This is a genomic window from Serratia sp. Ser99 (assembly GCF_024519545.1).
Taxonomy (GTDB): Bacteria; Pseudomonadota; Gammaproteobacteria; order Enterobacterales; family Enterobacteriaceae; genus Serratia; species Serratia liquefaciens.
This window is the reverse complement of record NZ_JALJRT010000004.1, coordinates 101914-124849: the sequence shown is the minus strand read 5'-3', so window position 1 is coordinate 124849 and position 22936 is coordinate 101914. Positions and strand designations below refer to the sequence as shown.

Annotated in this window: 29 protein-coding genes and 1 riboswitch; of the genes, 15 read left to right on the top strand and 14 right to left on the bottom strand. The window is 53.2% G+C overall.

Annotated elements, in window-relative coordinates; all coding sequences use genetic code 11:
* Positions 1–73: 73 nt before the first annotated feature.
* Positions 74–265, bottom strand: coding sequence for a YebW family protein (locus NR114_RS10395; protein WP_012145560.1), 192 nt, complete (start codon positions 263–265; stop codon positions 74–76).
* 228 nt (positions 266–493) lie between these two features.
* Between NR114_RS10395 and lysM the strand changes: the two genes are divergently transcribed.
* The 4 genes from lysM to NR114_RS10375 all read left to right on the top strand — a co-directional run bounded on the left by lysM (position 494) and on the right by NR114_RS10375 (position 3382).
* The gene (gene lysM, locus NR114_RS10390) at positions 494–940 is read left to right on the top strand and encodes a peptidoglycan-binding protein LysM (protein WP_020827318.1); all 447 of its coding nucleotides are present in this window, start codon (positions 494–496) and stop codon (positions 938–940) included.
* A 458-nt stretch (positions 941–1398) separates the two neighbouring features.
* Positions 1399–1563, top strand: a complete 165-nt coding sequence (locus NR114_RS10385; protein WP_020827317.1) for a hypothetical protein — start codon at positions 1399–1401, stop codon at positions 1561–1563.
* Positions 1564–1659: 96 nt separating this feature from the next.
* Positions 1660–2601, top strand: a complete 942-nt coding sequence (locus NR114_RS10380; RefSeq protein ID WP_116690296.1) for a pirin family protein — start codon at positions 1660–1662, stop codon at positions 2599–2601.
* Positions 2602–3028: 427 nt separating this feature from the next.
* Positions 3029–3382 (top strand): DUF1304 domain-containing protein, encoded by a 354-nt coding sequence (locus NR114_RS10375; RefSeq protein WP_306219292.1) that lies wholly within the window; start codon positions 3029–3031, stop codon positions 3380–3382.
* 29 nt (positions 3383–3411) lie between these two features.
* Here the strand turns inward: NR114_RS10375 and NR114_RS10370 are convergent, their stop codons facing one another.
* Both NR114_RS10370 and NR114_RS10365 read right to left on the bottom strand, forming a co-directional pair.
* On the bottom strand, positions 3412–3798 hold the full coding sequence (locus tag NR114_RS10370) for a helix-turn-helix domain-containing protein (protein WP_041414657.1): 387 nt from the start codon (positions 3796–3798) through the stop codon (positions 3412–3414).
* 456 nt (positions 3799–4254) lie between these two features.
* Positions 4255–4467, bottom strand: coding sequence for a YccJ family protein (locus NR114_RS10365; protein WP_037419942.1), 213 nt, complete (start codon positions 4465–4467; stop codon positions 4255–4257).
* Positions 4468–4667: 200 nt separating this feature from the next.
* Between NR114_RS10365 and NR114_RS10360 the strand changes: the two genes are divergently transcribed.
* The gene (locus NR114_RS10360; RefSeq protein ID WP_004945684.1) at positions 4668–4907 is read left to right on the top strand and encodes a DUF2766 family protein; all 240 of its coding nucleotides are present in this window, start codon (positions 4668–4670) and stop codon (positions 4905–4907) included.
* A 42-nt stretch (positions 4908–4949) separates the two neighbouring features.
* On the opposite strand, the gene NR114_RS10355 is transcribed toward NR114_RS10360, so the two are convergent.
* On the bottom strand, positions 4950–5183 hold the full coding sequence (locus NR114_RS10355; protein WP_020827312.1) for a YobH family protein: 234 nt from the start codon (positions 5181–5183) through the stop codon (positions 4950–4952).
* 163 nt (positions 5184–5346) lie between these two features.
* On the opposite strand from NR114_RS10355, the gene NR114_RS10350 reads away from it, so the two are divergent.
* Complete coding sequence (locus tag NR114_RS10350) at positions 5347–5505, top strand: PhoP/PhoQ regulator MgrB (RefSeq protein ID WP_044551945.1); 159 nt, start codon at positions 5347–5349, stop codon at positions 5503–5505.
* 99 nt (positions 5506–5604) lie between these two features.
* A complete protein-coding gene (locus tag NR114_RS10345; protein ID WP_020827311.1) occupies positions 5605–5877 on the top strand; it encodes a YebO family protein in 273 nt (90 codons plus the stop codon).
* Positions 5878–5926: 49 nt separating this feature from the next.
* Here the strand turns inward: NR114_RS10345 and fos are convergent, their stop codons facing one another.
* Positions 5927–6334: a fosfomycin resistance glutathione transferase gene (gene fos, locus NR114_RS10340; protein ID WP_048760155.1), complete on the bottom strand. Its 408-nt coding sequence runs from the start codon at positions 6332–6334 to the stop codon at positions 5927–5929.
* A 169-nt stretch (positions 6335–6503) separates the two neighbouring features.
* On the opposite strand from fos, the gene NR114_RS10335 reads away from it, so the two are divergent.
* The 3 genes from NR114_RS10335 (at position 6504) to NR114_RS10325 (ending at position 8666) form a co-directional block, all read left to right on the top strand.
* The gene (locus tag NR114_RS10335) at positions 6504–6818 is read left to right on the top strand and encodes a phage protein NinX family protein (protein ID WP_020827309.1); all 315 of its coding nucleotides are present in this window, start codon (positions 6504–6506) and stop codon (positions 6816–6818) included.
* A gap of 67 nt (positions 6819–6885) precedes the next feature.
* Positions 6886–7122, top strand: a complete 237-nt coding sequence (locus tag NR114_RS10330) for a DUF4060 family protein (RefSeq protein ID WP_020827308.1) — start codon at positions 6886–6888, stop codon at positions 7120–7122.
* Between the two features lie 176 nt (positions 7123–7298).
* Positions 7299–8666: an amino acid permease gene (locus NR114_RS10325; protein ID WP_256813599.1), complete on the top strand. Its 1368-nt coding sequence runs from the start codon at positions 7299–7301 to the stop codon at positions 8664–8666.
* A 38-nt stretch (positions 8667–8704) separates the two neighbouring features.
* On the opposite strand, the gene NR114_RS10320 is transcribed toward NR114_RS10325, so the two are convergent.
* On the bottom strand, positions 8705–8995 hold the full coding sequence (locus NR114_RS10320; protein ID WP_234529401.1) for a hypothetical protein: 291 nt from the start codon (positions 8993–8995) through the stop codon (positions 8705–8707).
* Between the two features lie 222 nt (positions 8996–9217).
* Between NR114_RS10320 and NR114_RS10315 the strand changes: the two genes are divergently transcribed.
* The 3 genes from NR114_RS10315 (at position 9218) to cspE (ending at position 11463) form a co-directional block, all read left to right on the top strand.
* On the top strand, positions 9218–10216 hold the full coding sequence (locus NR114_RS10315) for an MBL fold metallo-hydrolase (RefSeq protein WP_020827305.1): 999 nt from the start codon (positions 9218–9220) through the stop codon (positions 10214–10216).
* 879 nt (positions 10217–11095) lie between these two features.
* On the top strand, positions 11096–11212 hold the full coding sequence (locus tag NR114_RS10310) for a DUF2627 domain-containing protein (RefSeq protein WP_071593021.1): 117 nt from the start codon (positions 11096–11098) through the stop codon (positions 11210–11212).
* 41 nt (positions 11213–11253) lie between these two features.
* Positions 11254–11463 carry a transcription antiterminator/RNA stability regulator CspE gene (cspE, locus tag NR114_RS10305; protein WP_002221949.1) on the top strand — a complete coding sequence of 70 codons (210 nt, stop codon included), beginning with the start codon at positions 11254–11256 and terminating at the stop codon, positions 11461–11463.
* Between the two features lie 52 nt (positions 11464–11515).
* Here cspE and pgeF read toward each other — a convergent pair whose 3' ends face one another.
* Positions 11516–12232, bottom strand: coding sequence for a peptidoglycan editing factor PgeF (gene pgeF / locus NR114_RS10300; RefSeq protein WP_174574354.1), 717 nt, complete (start codon positions 12230–12232; stop codon positions 11516–11518).
* Between the two features lie 142 nt (positions 12233–12374).
* On the opposite strand from pgeF, the gene rlmA reads away from it, so the two are divergent.
* The gene (gene rlmA, locus NR114_RS10295) at positions 12375–13196 is read left to right on the top strand and encodes a 23S rRNA (guanine(745)-N(1))-methyltransferase (RefSeq protein WP_217331347.1); all 822 of its coding nucleotides are present in this window, start codon (positions 12375–12377) and stop codon (positions 13194–13196) included.
* Positions 13197–13311: 115 nt separating this feature from the next.
* Here the strand turns inward: rlmA and mntP are convergent, their stop codons facing one another.
* The 5 genes from mntP to manX all read right to left on the bottom strand — a co-directional run bounded on the left by mntP (position 13312) and on the right by manX (position 17496).
* Entirely contained in the window at positions 13312–13881 is a 570-nt protein-coding gene (mntP, locus tag NR114_RS10290; RefSeq protein WP_041414651.1) for a manganese efflux pump MntP, read from the bottom strand.
* Positions 13882–13888: 7 nt separating this feature from the next.
* A riboswitch (yybP-ykoY riboswitch) is annotated at positions 13889–14076 on the bottom strand.
* Between the two features lie 221 nt (positions 14077–14297).
* Positions 14298–14756 (bottom strand): DUF986 family protein, encoded by a 459-nt coding sequence (locus tag NR114_RS10285; RefSeq protein WP_020827301.1) that lies wholly within the window; start codon positions 14754–14756, stop codon positions 14298–14300.
* A 54-nt stretch (positions 14757–14810) separates the two neighbouring features.
* Positions 14811–15653 (bottom strand): PTS mannose transporter subunit IID, encoded by an 843-nt coding sequence (locus NR114_RS10280; protein WP_012145539.1) that lies wholly within the window; start codon positions 15651–15653, stop codon positions 14811–14813.
* Positions 15654–15668: 15 nt separating this feature from the next.
* Positions 15669–16469, bottom strand: coding sequence for a PTS mannose/fructose/sorbose transporter subunit IIC (locus tag NR114_RS10275; protein ID WP_017893113.1), 801 nt, complete (start codon positions 16467–16469; stop codon positions 15669–15671).
* Positions 16470–16524: 55 nt separating this feature from the next.
* Positions 16525–17496 (bottom strand): PTS mannose transporter subunit IIAB, encoded by a 972-nt coding sequence (gene manX / locus NR114_RS10270; RefSeq protein WP_046373327.1) that lies wholly within the window; start codon positions 17494–17496, stop codon positions 16525–16527.
* Positions 17497–18071: 575 nt separating this feature from the next.
* Between manX and NR114_RS10265 the strand changes: the two genes are divergently transcribed.
* The gene (locus tag NR114_RS10265; protein WP_046373328.1) at positions 18072–19616 is read left to right on the top strand and encodes a TerC family protein; all 1545 of its coding nucleotides are present in this window, start codon (positions 18072–18074) and stop codon (positions 19614–19616) included.
* Between the two features lie 17 nt (positions 19617–19633).
* On the opposite strand, the gene NR114_RS10260 is transcribed toward NR114_RS10265, so the two are convergent.
* Together NR114_RS10260 and sdaA are read right to left on the bottom strand one after the other, a co-directional pair.
* A complete protein-coding gene (locus NR114_RS10260) occupies positions 19634–21250 on the bottom strand; it encodes an EAL domain-containing protein (protein ID WP_256813611.1) in 1617 nt (538 codons plus the stop codon).
* A 281-nt stretch (positions 21251–21531) separates the two neighbouring features.
* A complete protein-coding gene (gene sdaA / locus NR114_RS10255) occupies positions 21532–22896 on the bottom strand; it encodes an L-serine ammonia-lyase (RefSeq protein WP_041414647.1) in 1365 nt (454 codons plus the stop codon).
* Between the last annotated feature and the right edge of the window lie 40 nt (positions 22897–22936).

The window sequence follows — 22936 nt, the reverse complement described above, 5'->3', positions numbered from 1 at the left end:
TCGTCGGCATGCCGGCTTTCCGGTGAATTCAGAAATTCCTCAGAGGAAAGTAGTATAAAAGTCTTTTGGCGATTTACATCGGCGCATATTCGTTGGCGGGTAGCCAAAAGCCATCGATAAAATCTTCAAATGGGAAGCAGCCGGCGTGGCGCAGGTTTTGTTCTTTCATACTGATCAGGCACTGGCGTTCGTCACGCAGCACGTCAACCACGATATCGGCGCAGCCGCCGTCCAGATAACAGACAAACATCACCAAGGCGTACATCGCTTCTTATATCCTTCCTCCTAATCCTTCCATGCTCTTATTGTAGGTAACTTCAGCGATTGTTTCATGTCAGGTGCTGCATAAAAGGACAGATTGGCAATGAAAGTTGGCACTTTCGGATTACTCTAACCGCTTAATACTGTTGGACCAATTGAATATCCCTCTTGCGGTGCTAAGCTTAATAAGTCTTAAGTCAATGCAACATGCTAACCATCGAAAGGAGTGAATATGGGTTTGTTTAACTTCGTCAAAGAAGCGGGCGAGAAACTGTGGGACACAGTGACCGGCAATGCGACAGCCGAAGATCAAAGCGCCAAACTGAAGGACCATCTCAATAAAACCGGCTTGCCGGGTATCGATAAGGTTGATGTGCAGGTGGTTGACGGTAAAGCCGTAGTAACCGGGGATGCGGTCAGTCAGGAGCTGAAAGAGAAGATCCTGGTGGCCATCGGTAACGTGGCAGGTATCAGCGGCGTGGAAGACAAAGTAGCGGTTGAACAAGCCGCCGCGGAAAGCCGTTTCTATACCGTGAAGAAGGGCGACACCCTGAGTGCGGTCTCGAAAGAAGTGTATGGCAACGCAAATCTGTATAACAAGATTTTCGAAGCGAACAAGCCAATGCTGTCCAGCCCGGACAAAATCTATCCGGGGCAGGTGCTGCGTATTCCGCAGTAACACCCACAGCAGCACGACACTGCCTGGCCCGATCTGTTATCGGGCTTTTTTTATGTTTACTTGCATAAGTTAGCCTAATTATTTTATTGTCTTAATAAGACTTTTGAATGCATCGTAATCTTGGTCATCTCAGTTCTGGGGGAGTGTTGACCCTGGTGAGGAAAGTTGATAGCGTCTTGCCACTCTTGAGGTCTGAGTGGCATTGGGCGCGGAATCTGACAAACCCGCAATGGCGGGCTTTTATCAATCACCCTTCACAAAAACGTTAACGCGTGATGAGTTAAGATAGATTCTGTGAAACAACAACGTAATACCTCACAAGATAAAAACTACCGTGAAACTTTGGGAGACGCGCAATTCGCTGTCATTGTGCTGGCGATAGCGTCCTGTTCCCTGATCATTTTTACGCTTTCAGTCACGCTATGGCTGACGTGATGTCGTTCAATACAGGAGATAAAATGGAGCACAATCTCCACGATGAAACCAAGCTGTTGGCCGTTATCGGTTTACTGGTTTCCGTGTTGTTAGTGGTATCGATTCTTTTTGGTGTGACTTACTTTTCCGATCTCAAGCATGCGCGCGATGAGGTCGACATCAAAGGCTGCTATATAAAGGCGTCGTAGCCTTCTGCCTCCCGGGTTGCGTTCTGGTCGCTTGCTCATGATAAGCTGGCGTCCAGCTACTCACTCAACCCGTGTGTCGTTCTGGAGGCGTTAATCATGAGCAATTCCCGCCCAACCTATTCATCCTCTTCCCGTGATTGTCCTGTGGTTGACGGCATCCGTCAGATCCAACGTATTGCCGTACGTAACGCCGAAGTTGGTGGTATCCCGATAAGCCGTGCCTTGCCCACCCGTGAACGGCGTACGCTGGGCGCATGGTGCTTTCTCGACCATGCAGGCCCGTCGGTATTCAGCGGTTCCTCGCAGGGGATGGACGTTGGCCCACATCCGCATATCGGTCTGCAAACCTTTACCTGGATGATTGAAGGGGAAGTTCTGCACCGGGATAGCCTGGGCAGCGAACAGGTGATACGGCCCGGACAGGTCAATCTGATGACCGCAGGACGCGGTATAGCGCATACCGAACAGTCAACCGGTGAGCAACGGCGTTTGCATGCTGCACAATTATGGATTGCCTTGCCCGCAGAACATGCCGACATGGCCCCGCGCTTCGATCATTATCCCGACTTGCCGTGCTGGCTGCATGACGAAGTGAAGCATACTTTGCTGGTAGGGGAGTTCGAACAATATCGTTCACCGGTGTCGACTTTTTCACCGTTAATCGCCATGGATTTGGAATGGCAGGCTGATGGTTATTTGCAATTACCTCTGCGAAAAGATTTTGAAATAGGTTTATTGCCCCTTATTGGTGCATTTGAGGTTAATGATGAAAAATTTTCACCTGATGAATTCGCCTATTTAGGTATAAATCTTAACCGTATCGAGTTACGTGCCAAGAAAGGAAGTCGTGCATTATTAATCGGTGGCTTGCCATTAACCGAAGAGATTCTCATTTGGTGGAATTTTGTCGGCCACAGCAAACAAGAGATTAGCCGTGCGCAGCGTGATTGGGAGCAGGGGAATTCACGTTTTCCCGATGTCGTCGGCTATTGCGGTCCTCGCATGACCGCGCCACGCCTGCCCTGGAGCGATGATTGATACCTTCGTGCTATAACAACGGGATATTTTTATTCATTTCGCTCTATTAACGTTAAATTAATGTGATCGAAATTCCATGTTTTCGCATCGATATAGTTTATCTGGTAAATAGTGATCTTGCGCAAATAAATGGTCGGAGCAGTGGATTAAGATAACTCTCAAGAAGTGATGTTAACCACCGCTAGTCAGAAGCCTGTGAGGTTATTATGAGCCAAGTACTCTATCGTGCAAGATTATCCCATGTTGTTATTGCAACGGCGGCGTTCTGGATCTCTATTGCAGCCATGCTGGTTGTTGCTCTGAACTAACTCTGAATGATTATGCAATAAACCCGCTACGGCGGGGTTTTTTTTGTCGATATATTCGCAATATTCTCAGTGAGGTTATACTTATAAAACCCAATATCTGATTAACCCTGCTAATAACAATGATAATTCTTTCTAATATAGTGGTGTTGCTTATTGCAGCGATCCATTTGTATATCCTGATCCTGGAAATGTTCCTATGGCAGAAGCCTACCGGCAGGCGAGTGTTCGCCACCACCGCGGAGTTTGCTGCCGCCACGCGGGTGCTGGCGGCCAATCAAGGGTTATACAACGGTTTTCTGGCGGCGGGATTAGCCTGGGGCGTCTGGCGTGAGGAGCCGGAGGTGCAACTGTTCTTTCTTGGGTGTGTGCTGGTGGCGGGCATGTTTGGTGGGCTGACCGCGAGCCGCAAGATTCTCCGTGTACAGGCGCTGCCCGCGCTGGTCGCTATTTTAGTGGTGCTGTGGGCACATTAGCCCGCCGTTAGCGGCGGCGGGAAAGAGAGTCAGGCGGTTTTTTGATGAATGACGTGCAGCGGCGGGGCGATATGCAGGTCGACGCTTAAATCCTGACGGAAATCATAAGGCGTGATGTTGAAGCGCTTTCTGAACATATAAGTGAAATGCGATTGCGAGCCAAAACCGAAATCCAGAGCGATGTCGAAGATGGAGGCGTCACTGGTGCGCAACTGGTAAACCGCCCCGGCCAACCTGCGTTCGCGAATATACTTACCCAGCGAAATCCCGGTCGCTTCTTTGAACAGCTTCTGCATGTGCCACAGCGAGTAGCCGGAATACTCGGCCAGCTCTTCAAGATGGATCACTCTTCCAAGGTGAGTTTCGACCCATTTACTGAGGGCGCAGACTAATGAGAGGTGGTGTTCTTGTATCATCAGTGCGTCTGTGTGAGATCTACATAGCGCTGAAGTATACACAACTTGCCGCATGGACAAAAAGACCGCCGTCACCCAGGCGAAATTATTCGGAAAAACCATCGTCAAGCAGCTTGTCAGGCGGAAGGAAAAACGGCTAATCTGAGGTTGCCCGCTACCGCTGATATCGCAGTGGTTCTGGTCGCAAAGAATAACCGCCAAAGCAGAGTCAGCCGTGACAATTCAGCGTTGAAGGGGTGATCGCATGTTAATGACAGTGATTATTACTCTGGTTGTGATTGTGGGCGTTGCCGCTTTTATGGTGACGCCGGTGATGAGAATGAATAATGCGGAAGGTGTGGGAGGTGAAGAGCCGTGATTTCAGGGAACAACACGACCCCAAGTCGGGGTTGACCGAAAACCGAAAAAGCCTGGGCGCAGCAGTGACCCGGGCTTTTTATTGCTGAGTTGCGTGGATTAGACGTTTTTTCGCTCTACGGTTTCTTCGCCCCAGTACAGCTGGTCGGCACTGGTTTTGGCGAAAGCTATTTGCAACGCTTCGTCACTGCCTTCCTCCCAGATTTTTTGTGCCAGAACCTCATCGTTTTTTGCCAGCTCAAAAATTGCCTCCGCGATTTCAACCGAGGTTTCACGTACGGTTGCCCAGGATTTCACATTGTGGTTTGCCATAACTTTCTCCTGTTGGGGTGTGGCTGAAGGATGCGCCGGTAAGCGCGTCGCTTAAACCTTAAGTATAGGCCAATACGGCCGGGCATTTTGGCACCCGATGCGCAATAACGTTGAAATTCAGCGGCAAACAACCTGGGGGCGGCAAAGCACCAGGTGACATGTTATTCTGTGCGGCGACTGAATCAAGAAGGAAAGTAATTATGTCAGACATGCTGAGCAACGATCAGGAATTGGCCTCCGACCTGGTTGCCTGCCAACTGGTGATCAAACAGATTCTGGATGTTATCGACGTTATCGCGCCGACCGAGGTGCGTGATAAGATGGCAAGCCAGCTGAAAAGCATCGATTTCTCCACTCATCCTGCCGGTGCCGATCCCGTGACCCGCAGGGCGATCGAAAAAGCGATTGCGCTGATTGAGATGAAGTTTACCCGCAACTGATGGGGGAAACCGCCGCCTGGCGACGGTTTCGGGCGGTGGTGATCAATCCACCACCGTTTCGACTTTTTTGAACAGCGGACAGTCGGCCACGCCAATGACGCCGTTGTCCCCGTGCAGATACTGAGCAATCACCACATTGCGTGCGGTCATATATTTACACTGCAACCCCAGGCCAGCCACGTTCTTGTTGCTGCCGACCAATACGCCGTATCCCGAAAACAAAAATACGCCATACACCACTGCCAGTAGCAGTAACCCCTTAATCAGCTTACTCATTATAACTCCCGTTTATTTATCGTCGTTGCGATATAGCCACGCGCCGACGCAGGCTGCAACGGTAACAATCTGAAAAGTCATCGTCAAAACGGTTTCTAAACGACAGGTTAAACTTCGTTTAAGTTAGCTGTGGTAGCATGACGAACAGATTATCAAGATAACAATGAGGCTGCTAAATTTGTTGCGAAAAAAAGTCCTCGTGATAGTGGCGTTCCTTGCGGCCTGTCTGTTTTTTTATCTGCTGGCGCTGGATAGCTACTGCGATGAGGGAGGCTCCTTTGCGTTGGGGGTGTGTTCCGTTACTCGTTTCATTCCCTGGTGAGATGCGCAGCGGTGCATAACAATTTACTATCAAGATGTTCGTGCCCGCACCCGGAGTGTTAAGATGTGCGCCTGTTTTTAGCAGTAGATAGGGTTGTCCATGTACGATTTAGGTTTTGGTTCGAATAGCCTGCTTTCGCTGGCCCTCGCGGCGCTGGCGCTGTTGGTGGGATTATGGGTCTGGTTCCTGGTGAATCGTGCCAGTGTGCGTGCCAATGAACAGGTCCGTCTGCTGCAGGAAATTGCCGAGCAGCAGCGTCAGCAGACTGCATTATTGAAAAGCCTGGCGCAAAGCGCGCGTGGCGATAGCGTAATCGACGATGACGATCTCAGCCCGGCGCTGGATTTCAAAGGTTTTATCCCCGAGCGTTAAGCAAACTTTCTGCCGGGTGGCGTGCCCAAGTTTACGCCACCCGCATCGCTTAGAAAAACTCCATTCCCTGATAGGGCGCTGCGCGGCACGCCGCCAACCGACTGGCCAGGTCGCCGCCGTGAATTTCCAATTGGTGTCCGTCCGGGTCAAGAAAGTACAGCGATTCCCCCTCGCTACGGTTAGTTTTCCACTCATCAACCCCAGCCTGGCGCAGCCGCGAAGCAACCTTGGCGAAATCTGCCGGCGCCACGCTGAACGCGTAATGGGTGTAATCCTTTGCTGAATTTACGGCTCGTGCGTCGTCCCATGACAAACACAGCCACAGCTCCCCCAGAGACAGGTAGGCGCCAGTTTGCCAGCGAGCATGTGGGACAAAACCCAACAGGTTGCTATAAAAATTGAAGCTGCGGTTGACGTCGCTGACTGCAAGCGTCAGATGGTTAAGGCCAGTTAACATGCCGGTATTCCTGCGCAACAAAACAGGGAAAAAGTGTAATCAGCGTCCAGGAAAAGATAAAGCCGAAAAAACATTAGTGGAGATAATGTGGAAAGCCCTCGCGTTGTCATAAATATGTCGTATTGGCATCGTAATGTAGCGCCAACTCTACGAAAGATGGATAAAGCCGATGATTAAATGGTATGAAGAAAGCGACGCCGAGGTGAACCGCAGCATTGCGCTGATCACCGGAGAAAATCCGGACAAATGGTATCCCTACGGCGGTGTGAAAGGTAAAGACTATTGCAAGAATCCCTCCGATGCCTGGCCAATTATCTGCGCCAATAAAATCAGCCTGAATGCCGACAGCCAGGGCGACAACCCGCAGTGGCAGGCGCGTATGATCACCCAACGCGGCGAATGGCAGGCGGACAGCAGCAGCCCGCTGCGTGCGGCAATGATCTGCTTCCTGCTGAGCCAGCAAACCAACGAAATGGTCCGTTGAAACACCAGAATTACTGATGATTTTTCCCTTTTTATGACAACAGAACTGTCTCTGGCGGAGCCTGTTTATGAAGCGCATTATTAAAGGTGATAAAAACTTGTCTCATCTGGTGATTGCCCATGCGGCAATCGATCGTCATGCCGAAAGCTTTGGTCAGCGCCGACAGGGTTGGCCGTCAACCTACCTGATAAAATATCAAAACGATCGCGTGGCGGTAGAGGTGGTAACACGCCGCCAGTCCTACGTCGCCACGCTGATGATTGGCGCCCGCAACCTGACCAAACTTTGCGGTCTGTCCAGCTAAAAACCTGCCCTTACTGCCGTTAATTCCAGCATAAAATAGCGCCTTGGCCGACGTCGCCGGGGTGCTACTCCTTGATGCTCACGGGGTTAAGTGTTAAAAAGCCGCCCGCAGATACATTTATTGAATGGCGAAATCTTGTGCAACAGCGCCAGGTTCCCACGCCATATGAGGATAAGATGGGCGGTCAGCAGCAGGATACCCCGCTAAAACGCGGTTTAAAAAACAGACATATACAACTTATCGCCCTGGGCGGCGCTATTGGCACCGGCCTGTTTCTCGGCATTGCGCAGACCATTAAAATGGCCGGCCCATCGGTATTGCTGGGCTATGCCATCGGCGGATTCATTGCCTTCCTGATCATGCGCCAACTGGGGGAGATGGTGGTCGAGGAGCCGGTTGCCGGGTCGTTCAGCCACTTCGCTTATAAATATTGGGGCGATTTCGCCGGTTTTCTTTCCGGCTGGAACTACTGGGCGATGTTCATTTTGGTCGGCATGGCCGAACTGACCGCCGTCGGTATTTATATTCAGTACTGGTGGCCGGACATCCCAACCTGGGTTTCCGCCGCGGTATTTTTTGTCCTGATTAATTTGATCAACCTGGTCAATGTCCGGCTGTATGGCGAGACCGAGTTTTGGTTTGCCATCATCAAGGTGGTGGCAATCGTCGGTATGATCTTGTTTGGTGCCTGGCTGTTGGCCAGCGGCAACGGCGGTCCGCAAGCCAGCCTCAACAACCTGTGGGAGCAGGGAGGCTTTATGCCGCACGGCATCAGCGGGCTGGTGATGGCGATGGCGGTGATCATGTTCTCGTTCGGCGGCCTGGAGATGGTCGGTATTACCGCGGCCGAAGCCGCCGATCCGCGCCGCAGCATCCCGAAGGCCACCAATCAGGTGGTGTACCGCATCCTGATTTTTTATATCGGTTCGCTAACGGTCCTGCTGTCGCTTTATCCGTGGGACAAAGTGGTGGAAGGCGGTAGCCCGTTTGTGATGATTTTCCATGCGTTGGACAGCAGCCTGGTGGCGACCCTGCTTAACGTGGTGGTCCTGACGGCAGCGCTGTCGGTGTACAACAGCGGCGTCTATGCCAACAGTCGCATGCTGTTCGGCCTGGCGACGCAGGGCAATGCGCCCAAGGCGTTGACGCGGGTGAACAAGCGCGGCGTGCCGGTGCTGTCGATTGCGCTGTCGGCGCTGGTGACCTCTGTCGGTGTACTGATCAACTATGTGATGCCCGGCAAGGCGTTTGAATTGCTGATGGCGCTGGTGGTGTCCACGCTGGTGATCAACTGGGTGATGATTTGCCTGGCGCATTTACGCTTCCGCGCGGCGAAAAACCGTCAGGGCGTGATCCCGAGCTTTAAGGCGTTGTGGTACCCGTTCGGCAACTATTTGTGCCTGGTGTTCCTCAGTCTAATCCTGGTCATCATGTATTTCAGCGAGGGGATCCGTATCTCGGTGTTGCTGATGCCGGTGTGGATCTTGCTGTTGTGGATAGGGTTCAAGCTGACGCGCCGCAAGGGCGCTAACGTTCGGCGTTAAGGTTTCACGGAGGCGCGTTTTGCGCCTCCCATTTTCATTTAGCCGCGTGGCATAAAGGCATTGCCCGGTGCGGAGCGGCCCAACCCCAACAGCTTCCTGCACAGCAGGAATACCGTGGTGATGACATCGATAGCGACCACGCTAAGCATCAATACGGCCAGCATGAAAAAACTCACCATCGCGCCAAACAACAGCACCTGGGGTGCCGGCACGCGTACGCGGCGCAGTTTCATCGCGACATACATTTTCCAATACTGCATCTGTGCCAGCATCGCGCTACGGATACGGCCCATGCGAACACGTGATTTGCGTGATGTAGAACGGCTCATAACTTCTCCTTTTCTGAATGTCCTATAAGTAAAACACAAGGATCTTAAGAGATGCTTAACAGGCTCTAGGCGGCCCTGGCATTCTCACAGGGATTGTGACACCACAATGGGCGAAAAGGTCCCCCCTGAGGTGAGCACAGTTCACAAAGCGCACCAATCGTCTATTTTGTTATGTTATCGAAACTGCCCGTGCAGGGTGTCCGCAGTGGTCGGGAGAGCAACTTGAAGATAACCAATCGTTACTATGATGCCGGCAAAGCGCACCATACGCCGCAAGGGTTTCGTAACCCGGAGCCTACTCTGCGCCGGGAGGGGGATTTGAAGCGCTGGCAGGATGAGCGCAAGCAGCAGGGCCTGCCCAAGCCACCGCAAATGGGGTACCAACAGTTTACCCAACGCTGGTGGCAGCAGGCAGACCTCAGCGGCAGCGACAACGGTATCTGGTGGTTGGGGCATGCCTCAATGCTGCTGCGTCTTGAAGGGCGTTACATTCTGATTGACCCGGTGTTGTCGCAGCGAGCATCGCCGTTGAGTTTTTATGGCCCAAAGCGCAAGACCCCAACGCCGCTGACGGTGCAGCAGTTACCGACGGTGGACGTGGTATTGATCTCGCATAACCATTATGACCATCTCGATCGGCGCACCATCAGGCAGTTGGCGCGTCGTTTTCCGCATGCGACCTTTATCGTCCCGTTGGGGCTGAAAAGTTGGTTCCGGCGCTATCGCCTGCAACGGGTCGAGGAGCTGGACTGGTGGGATAGCCTGCAGTTGGGTGACCTGACGTTTCACAGTACGCCGGCGCGCCACTGGAGTATGCGCACCCTGTGGGACCGCAATCGCTCTTTATGGTGCGGTTGGGTGATTCATCATCCGGCACTTCGATTCTATTTTTCGGGCGACAGCGGCTATTCGGAGCGGCTGGCGGACATTGGCGCGCGTTTAGGGCCCTTTGACGTGGCGGCGTTGCCGATAGGCGCTTATGCACCACGTTGGTTCATGCAGGAACAACATATGGATCCGCAACAGTCGGTGACGCTGTATCAGCAATTAAATGCGCCGCAGGTCATTCCAATCCATTGGGGTGTTTTTGAATTAGCCGATGAGTCATTGGATGAGCCGCCGCAGCAATTAAAACTGGCGTTGAGTTCGGCCGGGATAGAACAACACCGGTTCCGGCCAATTAAAATTGGTGAGCGCATTCTGCTTGAACCTAACTCTTAAGCGTTAATTCGTGACAAACGGGGCTGGCGTCGCCCCCGTAGCCGTCCGCAAGCCAGTCCCACCGCAGGTTGTAGCGATGTGGGCAGCTTGCCGGACGGCAATATCCACAACCTGGCCTAACCGGTTGACTTGAATAGGGTAGGCGCGTGACAAAAGATAAAATAAATACGTCAACTCGCAATTGCTCTTGAACGCATAAATACCCGTTCAGTTTTTAAGATTTAATTTCGCTATAGGTTCGCACTGACCTCAAGGTTATTGGCGTTATTTAACGGCGTTACGGAGGATGTATTTCTCTGTGGATGCACGACCACGGTGCGTAAATTCTGATTTTGCATGCTTATGCACCCAAAAGTGGCACGCTATTTGATTTTCATGGTAGAGCATGGGTTGCATGAATTATGGTCAGTTGGCGAGCGTGGCAATAATTTACCCTGGTATTATTGTGCTGTTGCAGGCGGAGGGATTGCCGAAGAGTGGGCTATGCCAGCGTTAAGCCGTCCGGATGGCAACCCAATGGTCGGATCAGCCGGTCTCCAATACGCCCGTTCATCGATATTCAAATGTCGTATAAGAAATTCCATAAAGATTCAAATTTTTTAACGTTCTAAGCGTCTGGCTGGAGTTATATGTTGCAACATTCATGAGTCAATCGGATGAAAGAATTGTTAAAATTCAGTCAGGATGCGGAGTGTAGCGCAGTGTAAGTGTTAAGCAGAAAATAGCTAAGGCTTCAACATCTTTTAGCCTATTTAAGCTTATATTGCTCTCGACCGTTTCAAATATGTGCGACAGCTCCATCAGTGATTAAAAATGGCTTGCCATCGAATACAGAGTATGTGATAACGCATCTGGGTAAAACGAGGTACAGTTCTGTATATGTGTGGCATTTTCAGTAAAGAAGTTCTGAGTAAAAACGTTAGCGTTGAATACCGCTTCTCTGCCGATCCTTATCTTAGTGCCTCAAGCAGTAACGACTCTAGTTTGTCTATGTAACGCCTACGGGCGGTTTAAACAATCCAAAGGAAATACTCAAGATGGCAAAGATCAAAGGTCAAGTTAAGTGGTTCAACGAATCTAAAGGTTTCGGTTTCATCACTCCAGCTGACGGCAGCAAAGACGTGTTCGTACACTTCTCTGCAATCCAGGGTAACGGCTTCAAAACCCTGGCTGAAGGCCAGAACGTTGAGTTCGAAATCCAAGATGGCCAGAAAGGCCCATCTGCAGTAAACGTTACTGCAATCTAATCAGCGTCAGCTGTACAAAAAACCCGCCTTGGTGCGGGTTTTTTCGTTTCTGTTATTCGCCGGTGATAATAATGGCCGCATACTGGTTGCGTCCGGTGATGCCTGGGTGGGTGGGATCCTGTTCGCGACGGTGACTGTTGCGCCGATAGCTGGTGTATTTAAAGCGCTGTGGCTGCAGCGGGTCGGTATTAGGCGTGCAGATGGTGCAGCTGCCAGCATGGTCCACGGCGGCGAATCCCAGCTCGCGAAGTTTGGATTCGGCGATTGCGGCCAGATCCAGGTGACGATAGTGGGGACTGATTAAGCTGGCGGGCAGCGGCAACTGCTGTTTGAACCGTTCGACCAGTTCTTCATTCACCTCATAACAGCATGGGCCGGCCGCAGGGCCGATGGACGCGACCCAGTTGGTGGTTGAGTCATCTTGTGCGATACGCGCCGCCAGCTGCTCCAGAACGCCATCCAGCAGCCCACGCCAGCCGGCATGCACGGCTGCAATGGCCGAGCCGTCATGGCGGCTGAAAATCACCGGCAGGCAGTCTGCCGTTAACACGCTGAGCAGAATGCCCGGCTGGCGGGTATAGAACCCATCGGCCTCACCACACGCCTGCGCTGCCTGCGTTACGTCGACAATGCGCGTGCCGTGTACCTGTTTTTTTTCCGGCAAGGTGGCGCGATAGGGCTGCAGATGCCCAGGCAGCAACGCGCTCTTGTTGCCGAAACCGTGTCGAATAGCGGGAACGCGGTTGAGAAGCGGGGAATAGTCGGTCATAAACGTCTTTACCTGCGTCAGAAAACTTAGCGTCAGTGTAGTCAGTTTTTTTCCTGCTTGGCTAGCCCCCATGGGATGCGCCTTGCATCACACAGAAGCCTTCTTTAGACTAGCCGCGCCGTATCTCTCTGGAACCCAAGCCATGTCTTATCAGTGCCCTCTGTGCCATCAGCCGCTTCATTTTTCCTCACCGCAATGGCGTTGCGACGCTAACCATCAGTTTGACTGCGCCAAAGAGGGCTACGTCAACCTGCTGCCGGTACAGCACAAGCGTTCGAAGCAACCCGGCGACAGTACGGAAATGATGCAGGCGCGGCGCGCGTTCCTGGATGGCGGTTTTTATCGGCCTTTGCAGCAGCGGGTAGCCGAGCTGTTGGATGAGGCGCTGGCGCCCGACGCACAGGCGCTGCTGGATATCGGCTGCGGCGAGGGGTACTACACGGCGGAAGTGGCTGCCCGATTGACGCAACAACGCAATATGACCCTGTATGGGCTGGATGTCGCCAAGGTGGCGATCCGCTATGCGGCCAAGCGTTATCCTGCGGTGTCATTCTGCGTAGCGTCGAGCCATCGTCTGCCGTTCGCCGACGCCTCTTTAGACGCCATTCTGCGTATTTATGCGCCCTGCAAGGCGGAAGAACTGGCCCGGGTGGTGAAACCCGGTGGCGTCGTGGTGACGGTATCGCCTGGTCCACGCCATCTGTATCAGTTAAAAGAGCAGGTTTATCAGCAGGTGCAACTGCATGCCGAACAGAATGAGCAGTTCGCGGGCTTTGACTGTGAGCGGGTCGAATCGCTGGCCTACCCGATGACGCTGCCGGGCGAGCAGGCGGCCAATCTGCTGCAGATGACGCCTTTTGCCTGGCGGGCCTCTCCGGAGGTCCAGCAGCGCCTGAGCGCCAGTGAGACCTTCCTCTGCGAAACAGATTTCGTTATTGCGCTCTATCGCCGCCGGCATGCTTAATGCCGCCCGACAGAGTGGTTCAGCTTTGCTGCGGGCTGGCGATGACCGGACCGACTAAGAGGGGCAGAAACAAAAAAACCTGCCGTTGGCAGGTTTTTCTTTGGGTGCTGTCGGTTCAGGCGAGGTAGCCCAAATGCTCCAGCAGAATATTGACGCCGATGGCGATCAGCACCACGCCGCCAAGGATCTCAGCGCGTTTACCGAGTAATGGCCCAATAAAGCGGCCAATCATCATGCCCAGCGTCGCCATAATCATGGTGGCCATGCCGATAGCCATGGCGGTGTGCACAATGTTCACCTGCAGGAAGGCCAGGCCAACGCCGATAGCCATAGCATCCAGACTGGTGGCGATAGCCGTGGCCACCAGCAGCCAGAATCCGTGACGCTTCACTTTCTCTTCTTCTTCAGGGCGGTTTCTGACGCCTTCGACAATCATGCGCATACCGAGAATAAACAGCAGCGAGAAGGCGACCCAGTGATCCCACTCCATGATGTATTGACTGGCGAACAGGCCGATGCCCCAACCGATAATCGGCGTAATGGCTTCAACCACACCGAAGATGAGTCCGGTGCGTAGCGCTTCACGAAAACGGGGCTGATGCAGGCTGGCACCTTTGCCGATCGACGCGGCAAACGCATCCATAGACATGCCAAAAGCGAGAATGAGTGTAGCTGACAAGTTCATGTAAAATAGCCTCGGCCGGGCGGCTCCATATACACGTAACCCACCCCCAACCATACGACGGAGTTACGTGTCTATGGTCTCGCCAACCTTACCTGGCTGCCCGCACCACGTTTTAATGATTAAAACGAGTATGTTGATACGGGCGTTTCTGGCGTTTAATTGTCCAGAAACCGGCTACTCCCCAATGACGGCGCAACCATACCATATTATTTCCGTTGGCAACAACCCTTATTCCCCATGGATATTTATTTGGAATTGATAATTATTTTCATTAATGAAATATGCAAGACGGAATATAATGTAGGCGAGTGCAATAATGTTGCATAAATAATAATCAGGTAGCCTTATGCGCTGGTGATTAATTATCCACATTCAGCGCATGGCGAGAACAGAGGTTCCGTTGAGGTTATTTTTACTCACTGATTTTCAACAAAAAAGTGATATATTTTTTCCAGATCGTCTAATTGCGTGACCTGAATAAGCAGTCTGCGCCGCTCCAGATCGATGACCAGAATGCCATCTTCAGATAAATTCATGGCCTTAATGCGGTTATATTCGATAAACGCATTGGCATAAAAGAAACCCTGCGCTTTAAACAACATCTTGGGCCAGCGAATATAGGATATGTAGACGGCGATCAGTGCTAAAGAAATAAGCAGATAGGTGGTTAATGCAGCACCCTGTGTCGTGACATTACGATAAATCAGAATGGCAATCAGACCGACAAAGATCAGACAATCAATCCGGTTACGTCGTTTTAGCTGTACCTTGAGCAGCGTTTTGCCCTTCAGCAGGTTCATCCCGAATTCGTCGTAAATCGCATACACCAGCATCAGCGCGGTGAAAATCAGTAATACGCCATCGGTCAGCGACATCTTCTAGCTCCAAAAATAAAAAAGCCGGGGGTTTCCCCCCGGCTGATAATCGTCTTACAGGCCCAGCAGGCCAACCCAGTAACCAAAGATACCGATGGCGAAGAAGCCGATGATAATCCACAGCGCATTCACTTTCCTGCGCAGCAGCCACATACAGCCAAAGGTCAGCAGTAACGGCACCAGGCCCGGCATCAACTGGTCGAGGATAGTCTGCACCGTGGTCACCGTGGTATGCCCGGTCTGGTCGGTGATTTTAGACACCACCAACGGGATATTCACGTGCGTCCACTTGTTAACCAATGCCCCCATGACAAACAGGCCGAGAATCGACGCTCCTTCCGTCAGTTTTTGCAGGAAGCCGCCGCCCATGTCGTTAACGATATCCACCCCTTTGCGGTAGCCGTAGGCCACGCCGTAATAGCGGGTCAACAGGCGCACCAGGTTGAACAGGACGAAGAATAAAATCGGACCCAGCAGGCTGCCACTCATGGCGATACCGGCACCAAGCGCGGCGAATACCGGACGAACGGTCCCCCAGAAAATCGGGTCGCCTACGCCGGCCAGAGGCCCCATCAAGCCGACCTTGATGCCGTTGATTGCCGCATCGTCGATCGGCGCGCCGTTAGCGCGTTGCTCTTCCATTGCCATGGTCACGCCAAGCACCGGCGCCGCCACGTAAGGGTGGGTGTTGAAGAACTCCAGATGGCGTTTAATCGCTTGTTTGCGATCGTCGTTATTTTCCGGGTACAGGCGACGGATCACCGGCACCATGGAGAAGCAAAAACCCAGCGCCTGCATACGTTCGAAGTTCCATGAACCCTGGAACAGGTTCGAACGCATAAACACACCGCGAATATCGGCTGGCGTGAGTTTCTTTTGAGCTGTTGTATCAACCATTTCTCTCACCTATTCCTAGTCCAGTTCGTTATCGAGGTCGTTGGCGTTAGCCGGGCCGGCTTGCACAACTTGTGACTTGTTGTATTTCGGGCTGAGCTGGATATACAGCACGGCCATCACCACGCCGATAACGCCGAGCGCGACCAGGTTAAAGTTGGTGAAGGCGGCGGTAACGAAGCCGAGGTAGAAGAATGGCATCAGATAACCGGCACGCATCATGTTGATCACCATGGCGTAACCGACCACCACGATCATCCCGCCGGCGATGTTCAGGCCGCTGGTGACGACTTCCGGGATCGAGTTAAGCAGCGCGTGAACGCCAGAGGTGCCGACCGAGATAGCGACGATAACCGCTGGGATAGCGATACGCATCGCCTGCAACAGCAGGGCGGAAATATGCAACCAGGTGATGGCGCGTAAACTGCCGCGTTCTGCCGCGCTGTCCGCTGCGTGCTGGAAGGCGACGGTCAGGGTACGCACGATGATGGTCAGAACTTGTCCGGCTGCCGCCAGCGGGATGGCCAGGGCGATACCGGCACCGACGCTTTGTCCGCCGGCAATAACCAAAATGGTGGAAATGATGGACGCCAATGCTGCATCTGGCGCAACCGCCGCACCGATGTTCATCCAGCCCAGGGCGATCATCTCCAGCGTACCGCCGATGATGATACCGGTTTTCATGTCACCGAGGATAAAACCGATCAGGGTACATGCGACCAGCGGACGGTGAAATTGAAACTCGTCGAGGACAGAACCCATCCCGGCGATACAGGCAACGATAAATATCAGTACAATCTGAAGAGTGGTAATCTCCATTGCACTTCTCCTATGACCAAAGATCTCTGAGTAAAATAATTACTGGCTGTCGCCATTAATTGAGTTTGTTAATCAGGTCCATCATTTTTAACCGGCTGTCGGACGAGACTTTACGCACTTCCAATTCAATACCGCGCTCGTTTAATTTCTTAAACGCTTCGATATCTTTTTCGTCAACCGACACGGCATTGTTCACCTGTGTTTTGCCCTGGCGGAACGCCATGCCACCGATATTCACCGACTTGATATCCACACCGGCTTCCACCAGGCGCCAGACGTCGGTCGGATTGGTAAACAGCAACATCACGCGATCGCCAGCGTATTTCGGGTTGTTCCACACGCGAATGGCTTTCGCTACGTCAACCACGTGTGCGGTGACGCCCGGCGGGGCAACCTGGGTCAGCAAGGTTTTGCGAACGTGGTCGGCGGCAACTTCGTCGCTGACCACGATAATGCGGCTGACGTCGGTTTCCTTGGTCCAGCGGGTCGCTACCTGGCCGTGGATCAGGCGGTCATCGATACGGGCCAGGCCGATTTTCATATGGTCATTGGGCCCCAGCGGCGCTTGTGGGGCAGCGGGTTTGGCGGCGGGAGAACTCTGCGGTGCCGCGGGCTTAACACTCTCTTCTGCCGGTTTTTTCAGCGCTTTCACGCCCTCACGGCCGGTTTCCAACGCCAGGGCGACCAATTCGTCGAAGCTGGGGTTGTCGTCTCGTGCCATGAAGGTTTCCACCAGCATGGGAATGTTAACCCCGGTGACGACCTCATAATTTTCTTTATCGACGGCGATGCGGCTGGCCGCATTGAACGGGCTGCCGCCCCAGGTATCGACCAGGAACAGGACGCCACCGCTGGTGTCGAGTCCGCTGATTTTCCCGTTGTATTTCTCGATTAACGTTTCGGCATTTTCTCCGGGGACGAAATCTATAAAAGCGACGTTGTCCTGTTCGCCCAATAGCATCTCCGTCGTTTTCAGCAATTGTTCCGCTGCGGTCCCGTGTGTGCCGATGATAATAGCTATTGCCACTCGCTACCTCCTCATTGAACTTCGTGCACGGATTGTGTCGGTCTTTAGTTCATTTGCTTCCTGGCAGTCACTTCCGCGGTTCAGATACATTATGGTAGAAATCTGGAAACCCGCTCTTAACATTTCTCGCGCAGTTTCAAATGCCTGTGCGCGTTGTTCCACGTTAGCGCCATTTATTTTAGTGAGTGAAAAAATAAATTTTGTGACGTTGCTCTGTTATTGAGCGCTCGGATAAGTCCTAACGCAGCGTTTGAGGAATTAAACAACAGAGCTGTTACAAGAGAATGCAGAAGGTAAAAAAGCTTCTTTGCCGGCTAAAAATTTCCTGCTAGAGTATTTCCTCTTTCATATTTAGGAGTGAAGGGCCTCAGCCCACCCTATGGACTGTCACCGAAGTTACTGTTTTTCAAGGTTCCACCCGCCACCTGCTGGCGTTGCAAACATCACACGGCCGCTCGGCCATTCCCCGGTACTACAATCCCGTTATCTTGCTGTCGTTGTCAGCGCTAATCCTGCGTCGGCATTCTCACGCCTGAGCACAGCTCGGCAATCCTGTCTTTTTTTCGGAGTCTGATATGGAATTTTTAATGGACCCCTCAATTTGGGCTGGGTTACTGACACTTGTCGTGTTGGAAATTGTACTGGGTATCGACAACCTGGTGTTTATCGCCATTTTGGCCGATAAGCTGCCGCCGAAGCAGCGTGATAAAGCGCGTATCCTCGGATTGTCGCTGGCGCTGTTTATGCGTCTGGGCCTGTTGTCGGTAATTTCCTGGATGGTTACGCTGACCACGCCACTGTTTAGCGTCGCGGACTTCAGCTTCTCCGGCCGCGATCTGATCCTGCTGTTCGGCGGTGTTTTCCTGTTGTTCAAGGCCACCATGGAATTGCACGAACGGCTGGAAGGGCAGACGCATCAGGATGGCGCCAACCGCGGTTACGCCAAGTTCTGGGCGGTGGTGGTGCAAATTGTGATCCTTGACGCAGTGTTCTCGCTCGACGCGGTGATTACCGCCGTGGGGATGGTGAACGACCTGCCGGTGATGATGACCGCCGTGGTTATCGCTATGGTGGTGATGTTGGTGGCCTCTAAACCGCTGACTAACTTCGTGAATGCGCATCCGACTATCGTGGTGCTGTGTCTGAGCTTCCTGTTGATGATCGGCTTGAGCCTGATCGCCGAAGGCTTTGGCATGCATATTCCGAAAGGCTATCTGTACGCTGCGATTGGCTTCTCGATCCTGATTGAGCTGTTTAACCAAATCGCGCGCCGTAACTTTATCAAGCACCAGGCCCATCGCCCGATGCGTGAACGCACCGCCGAGGCGATTATGCGTCTGATGGGGCAACAGCGTGCGCAGCAGACGGATGAAGCGGCACCGTTGCCGGTGAATGAAACCTTCGCGGAAGAAGAGCGCTATATGATCAGCGGCGTGTTGACGCTGGCCTCGCGTTCACTGCGTAGCGTGATGACGCCACGTACCGAAATTTCATGGGTGGATTGCGACCGCTCTCGTGAAGAGGTGCGCGAACAGCTGTTGGATACTCCACACAGCCTGTTCCCGGTTTGTCGTGACTCGTTGGATGAAATTATCGGCGTGGTGCGCGCCAAGGATCTGCTGGTGGCGGTAGAACGGGGCGAAGACATCGCCGAGTTTGCCGCGCGCACACCGCCGATCGTGGTGCCGGAAACCATGGACGTGATTAATCTGTTGGCAGTGCTGCGTCGCGCCAAGGGGCGACTGGTGGTGGTCACCAATGAGTTCGGCGTCGTGCAGGGGCTGGTGACGCCTTTGGACGTGCTGGAAGCCATTGCCGGTGAGTTCCCCGATGAGGACGAGACGCCGGATATCGTGGTGGAAGCCGACAGCTGGCTGGTAAAAGGCGGTGCCGATATGCACTCGCTGGAGCAGGCGCTAAACTGCGAAGATCTGGTCAGCCCGACGGCAGATTACGCCACCTTGGCTGGGTTCCTGCTGGCCCATTACGGCCAAATGCCGGTGGTGGGGGACGTGGTGGAGCTTAACCGGCTGCGCTTCGAAGTCATTGAGGTGTCAGAGTACCGCATTGAGCTGGTGCGCATCACCAAAGTGGAGCCTCACGACGAGGAACATCAGTAACACGCAAGCCGGAGGCATCATGCCTCCGGTTTTTTTTCCAGCCCTGTTTTTTGTTCTTCCCGCTGATTCCCCGTCCGTAACCGCGATTCGTACTGCTGTAGCCACAGCGGGAAAACATGGATTGGCATTGGCTTGGCAAAGTAGAAGCCTTGCAGGGCATTCACGTCGTGCGAGCGCAAGTATTCAACCTGTTCGGCGGTTTCTACCCCTTCAGCCACCAGTTTCAATTTCAGGCGCTGTGCCAACGTAATAATGGTATCGGTGACCGTGGCGTTAATGGCATCGGTACCGATGGCGGCGGTAAACCCGCGATCGATCTTCAACACGTCCGGGCTGAGTTTTTTCAGGTAGCTGAGCGAGCTGTGCCCGGTGCCAAAGTCATCGATCGCCAGCATAATGCCCATCTCCTTCAGCGTTTTGATTTGCTCATACTGAATTTCTGACAGCGCGGTGCGTTCGGTCAGCTCCAGCATCAGCGACGGCATCGGTTCGGCAGGCAGCCACAGACGGCGAATATCATCGATGATGGTCACCGCGTTGAAATGCTCGGCGGCGACGTTGATGCTGATATAAAACGACGGACGCGGCGGGAATAACTGCAGATTTTCCACTATGGTGCTTATCAGGTAGCGGGTCAGGGGAATGATTAACCCATGCTGTTCCGCCAACGGGATGAACACGTCGGGGGAGATCCAGCCCTGGCGTTTGTTTTTCCAGCGCAGCAGGGTTTCAACCCCAACGCAGCGACCGGTTTCAGCGTTGATGATCGGCTGACAGTAAACGCGGAATTCGCGATGAGAAATGGCATGTCCTATATGGTACGAAAGGCTCATGCGATTCGCGGTGAGCAGGTACACCACGTAGGCTGCCAGCAGGCTGATCAACAACGACAGCGGAACATGGCGCGGCAGTGCCGCAAGCGCCAGCATGCCGGCCTGAGGACCGAACAGCGAGACAGAGAAAGGGTATTGCGTAGATTTCGCGGTATAGCGCAAATCGGTTGTCAGGCTATCGCTGCGCAGGATCTCGCGGCGACCGTATTCCAAACTGTAATCTCCGACGTTCAGCACCACCCGCTGCGCATAGGGTTCCTGAGGCTCGAGCAGAAAGTTTGCCAGCAGTTCAATATTAAAGACGTGCAAGACGCCGTTACGGCGATCATTATCCGTCTCTGGCGTCCACATGATCAGGGTGGGGACGCCTTTGGCGACCGACAGCGAAGGGCGCAGCGCCAGCTTCGCGCCATCGTTTGCTATTGCGGGCAAAATAGCGCTGAAAACATACTTGCGGGAACCAAACAGGCTGGAACAGTAAATAACACCATCCTTGACCAGCAGCATTGCCCGAAGCGCCTGGTTTTGTGCGGCGCGAAAGCGCAGTGTGGGCATGACGGTTTCACAAGTGGAGGTCAGCAGGGGCATGGAGCGTTTGGCCTGTAATTCAGCCGGTGACAACAGGTTGTTGATCTTGGCGACGGTGCGATTGGCAAGCACCTGACGATTGTGCTCGATGGTGCCGATTTCCTGATAATAGCGGGTGTAAAGCGACAACAGCAGAATAGCCAACCCGACCGCCCCGGCTAGCAGCCAACGGTAATAGCGGTATTTGGTCACGGTAAGTTGGGTCATCAACATCGCTAAATCCTTGTTCGGTAAGCCAGCCCAGAATCACCGTCAGGCCAAACAGTCCAAAATGATACTCGGCTAATTCTAGCCTGTCGTTATACAAGAGTGATGGTAACCCAGTAAATTATTTAAATTTGGCGAAACAGAGGGGGAAATTGTGGGTTAACCGCAGGATCGATGTGACGTTGCCGACATATTTTACTGTGACATTGTCACTTAATTGGCGTTAGCGATTTGATTATCAACAAATTCTGGCAAGAAAAACCCCGCCATCAAGGCAGGGTTTGGGGTTAATCGCACTGCACTTTTATTGCCAGACCGCCACGCGAGGTTTCGCGGTATTTAGCGTTCATGTCTTTACCGGTTTCATACATGGTCTCGATCACCTTATCCAGTGACACGCGAGGCTCACTGGTACGGCGCAGCGCCATGCGCGCCGAGTTGATCGCCTTCACTGAAGCAATGGCATTACGCTCGATGCAAGGCACCTGAACCTGACCAGCAACCGGGTCACAGGTCAACCCCAGGTTGTGCTCCATGCCGATTTCCGCCGCGATGCAAACCTGCTCTGGGCTGCCGCCCAGCAGTTCGGCCAAACCGGCCGCTGCCATGGAACAGGCCACGCCGACTTCGCCCTGGCAGCCCACTTCGGCGCCAGAGATAGACGCGTTCATTTTGTACAGAGCACCGACCGCGCCCGCTGCCATAAAGTAACGGATGTAAATATCCGGGCTGACGGATTCGATAAAGTGGTCATAGTAAGCCAGCACGGCCGGTACGATGCCGCAGGCGCCGTTGGTTGGAGCGGTGACCACGCGGCCACCGGCGGCGTTCTCTTCGTTGACCGCCAGCGCGAACATATTGACCCAGTCAATGACGTTCATCGGATCGCTGGACAATTTGTCGGAAGAAACTAGCAGGCGACGTAATGCGGAAGCACGACGCGGTACGCGCAGCGGACCAGGCAGCACGCCTTCGGTGTTCAGGCCACGGTCGATACAGGCGCGCATGGTCTGCCAGATATTGCCGAAGTAGGTTTCGATCTCCTGCTTGCTGTGCAGCGCCAGTTCGTTCTGCATCACCATGCCGGACAGCGACAGTCCGGTTTCACGGCAATGCTCCAGCATTTCACGCGCAAAATTGAACGGGTAAGGAACGCTCAATTCATGCGCATCGGTTTTGCCGAAATTCTCTTCATCGACGATAAAACCACCGCCGATAGAATAGTAAGTCTTGCTGTAAACTTGTTTATCCCCGGCGAAGGCGTGGATTTGCATGCCGTTCTCATGCAGCGGCAGGTTATCGCTGCGGAACACCATGCCGCCGTCACGCGGGAAATCTACCTCATGCAGGCCGCTGGCCAGCATCAGTCTTTGACGTTGTTCTACATCGCGAATAAAACCCGGGATGCTATCGATATCAACGGTATCCGGCATGTTGCCTGCCAGGCCGAGGATGATAGCGATATCGGTATGGTGACCTTTACCGGTCAATGAGAGTGAGCCGTAAACGTCTACGGCAACACGCGTGATAGAAGGCATCAGGCCTTTATTTACCAGATCGTCGACAAACTGTTTGCCGGCTTTCATCGGTCCAACCGTATGAGAGCTGGACGGGCCGATGCCGATCTTAAACATGTCGAAAACGCTAATCACGCTAAAACTCCTTAGAGGCATATTGTTATGGCTGCATCGG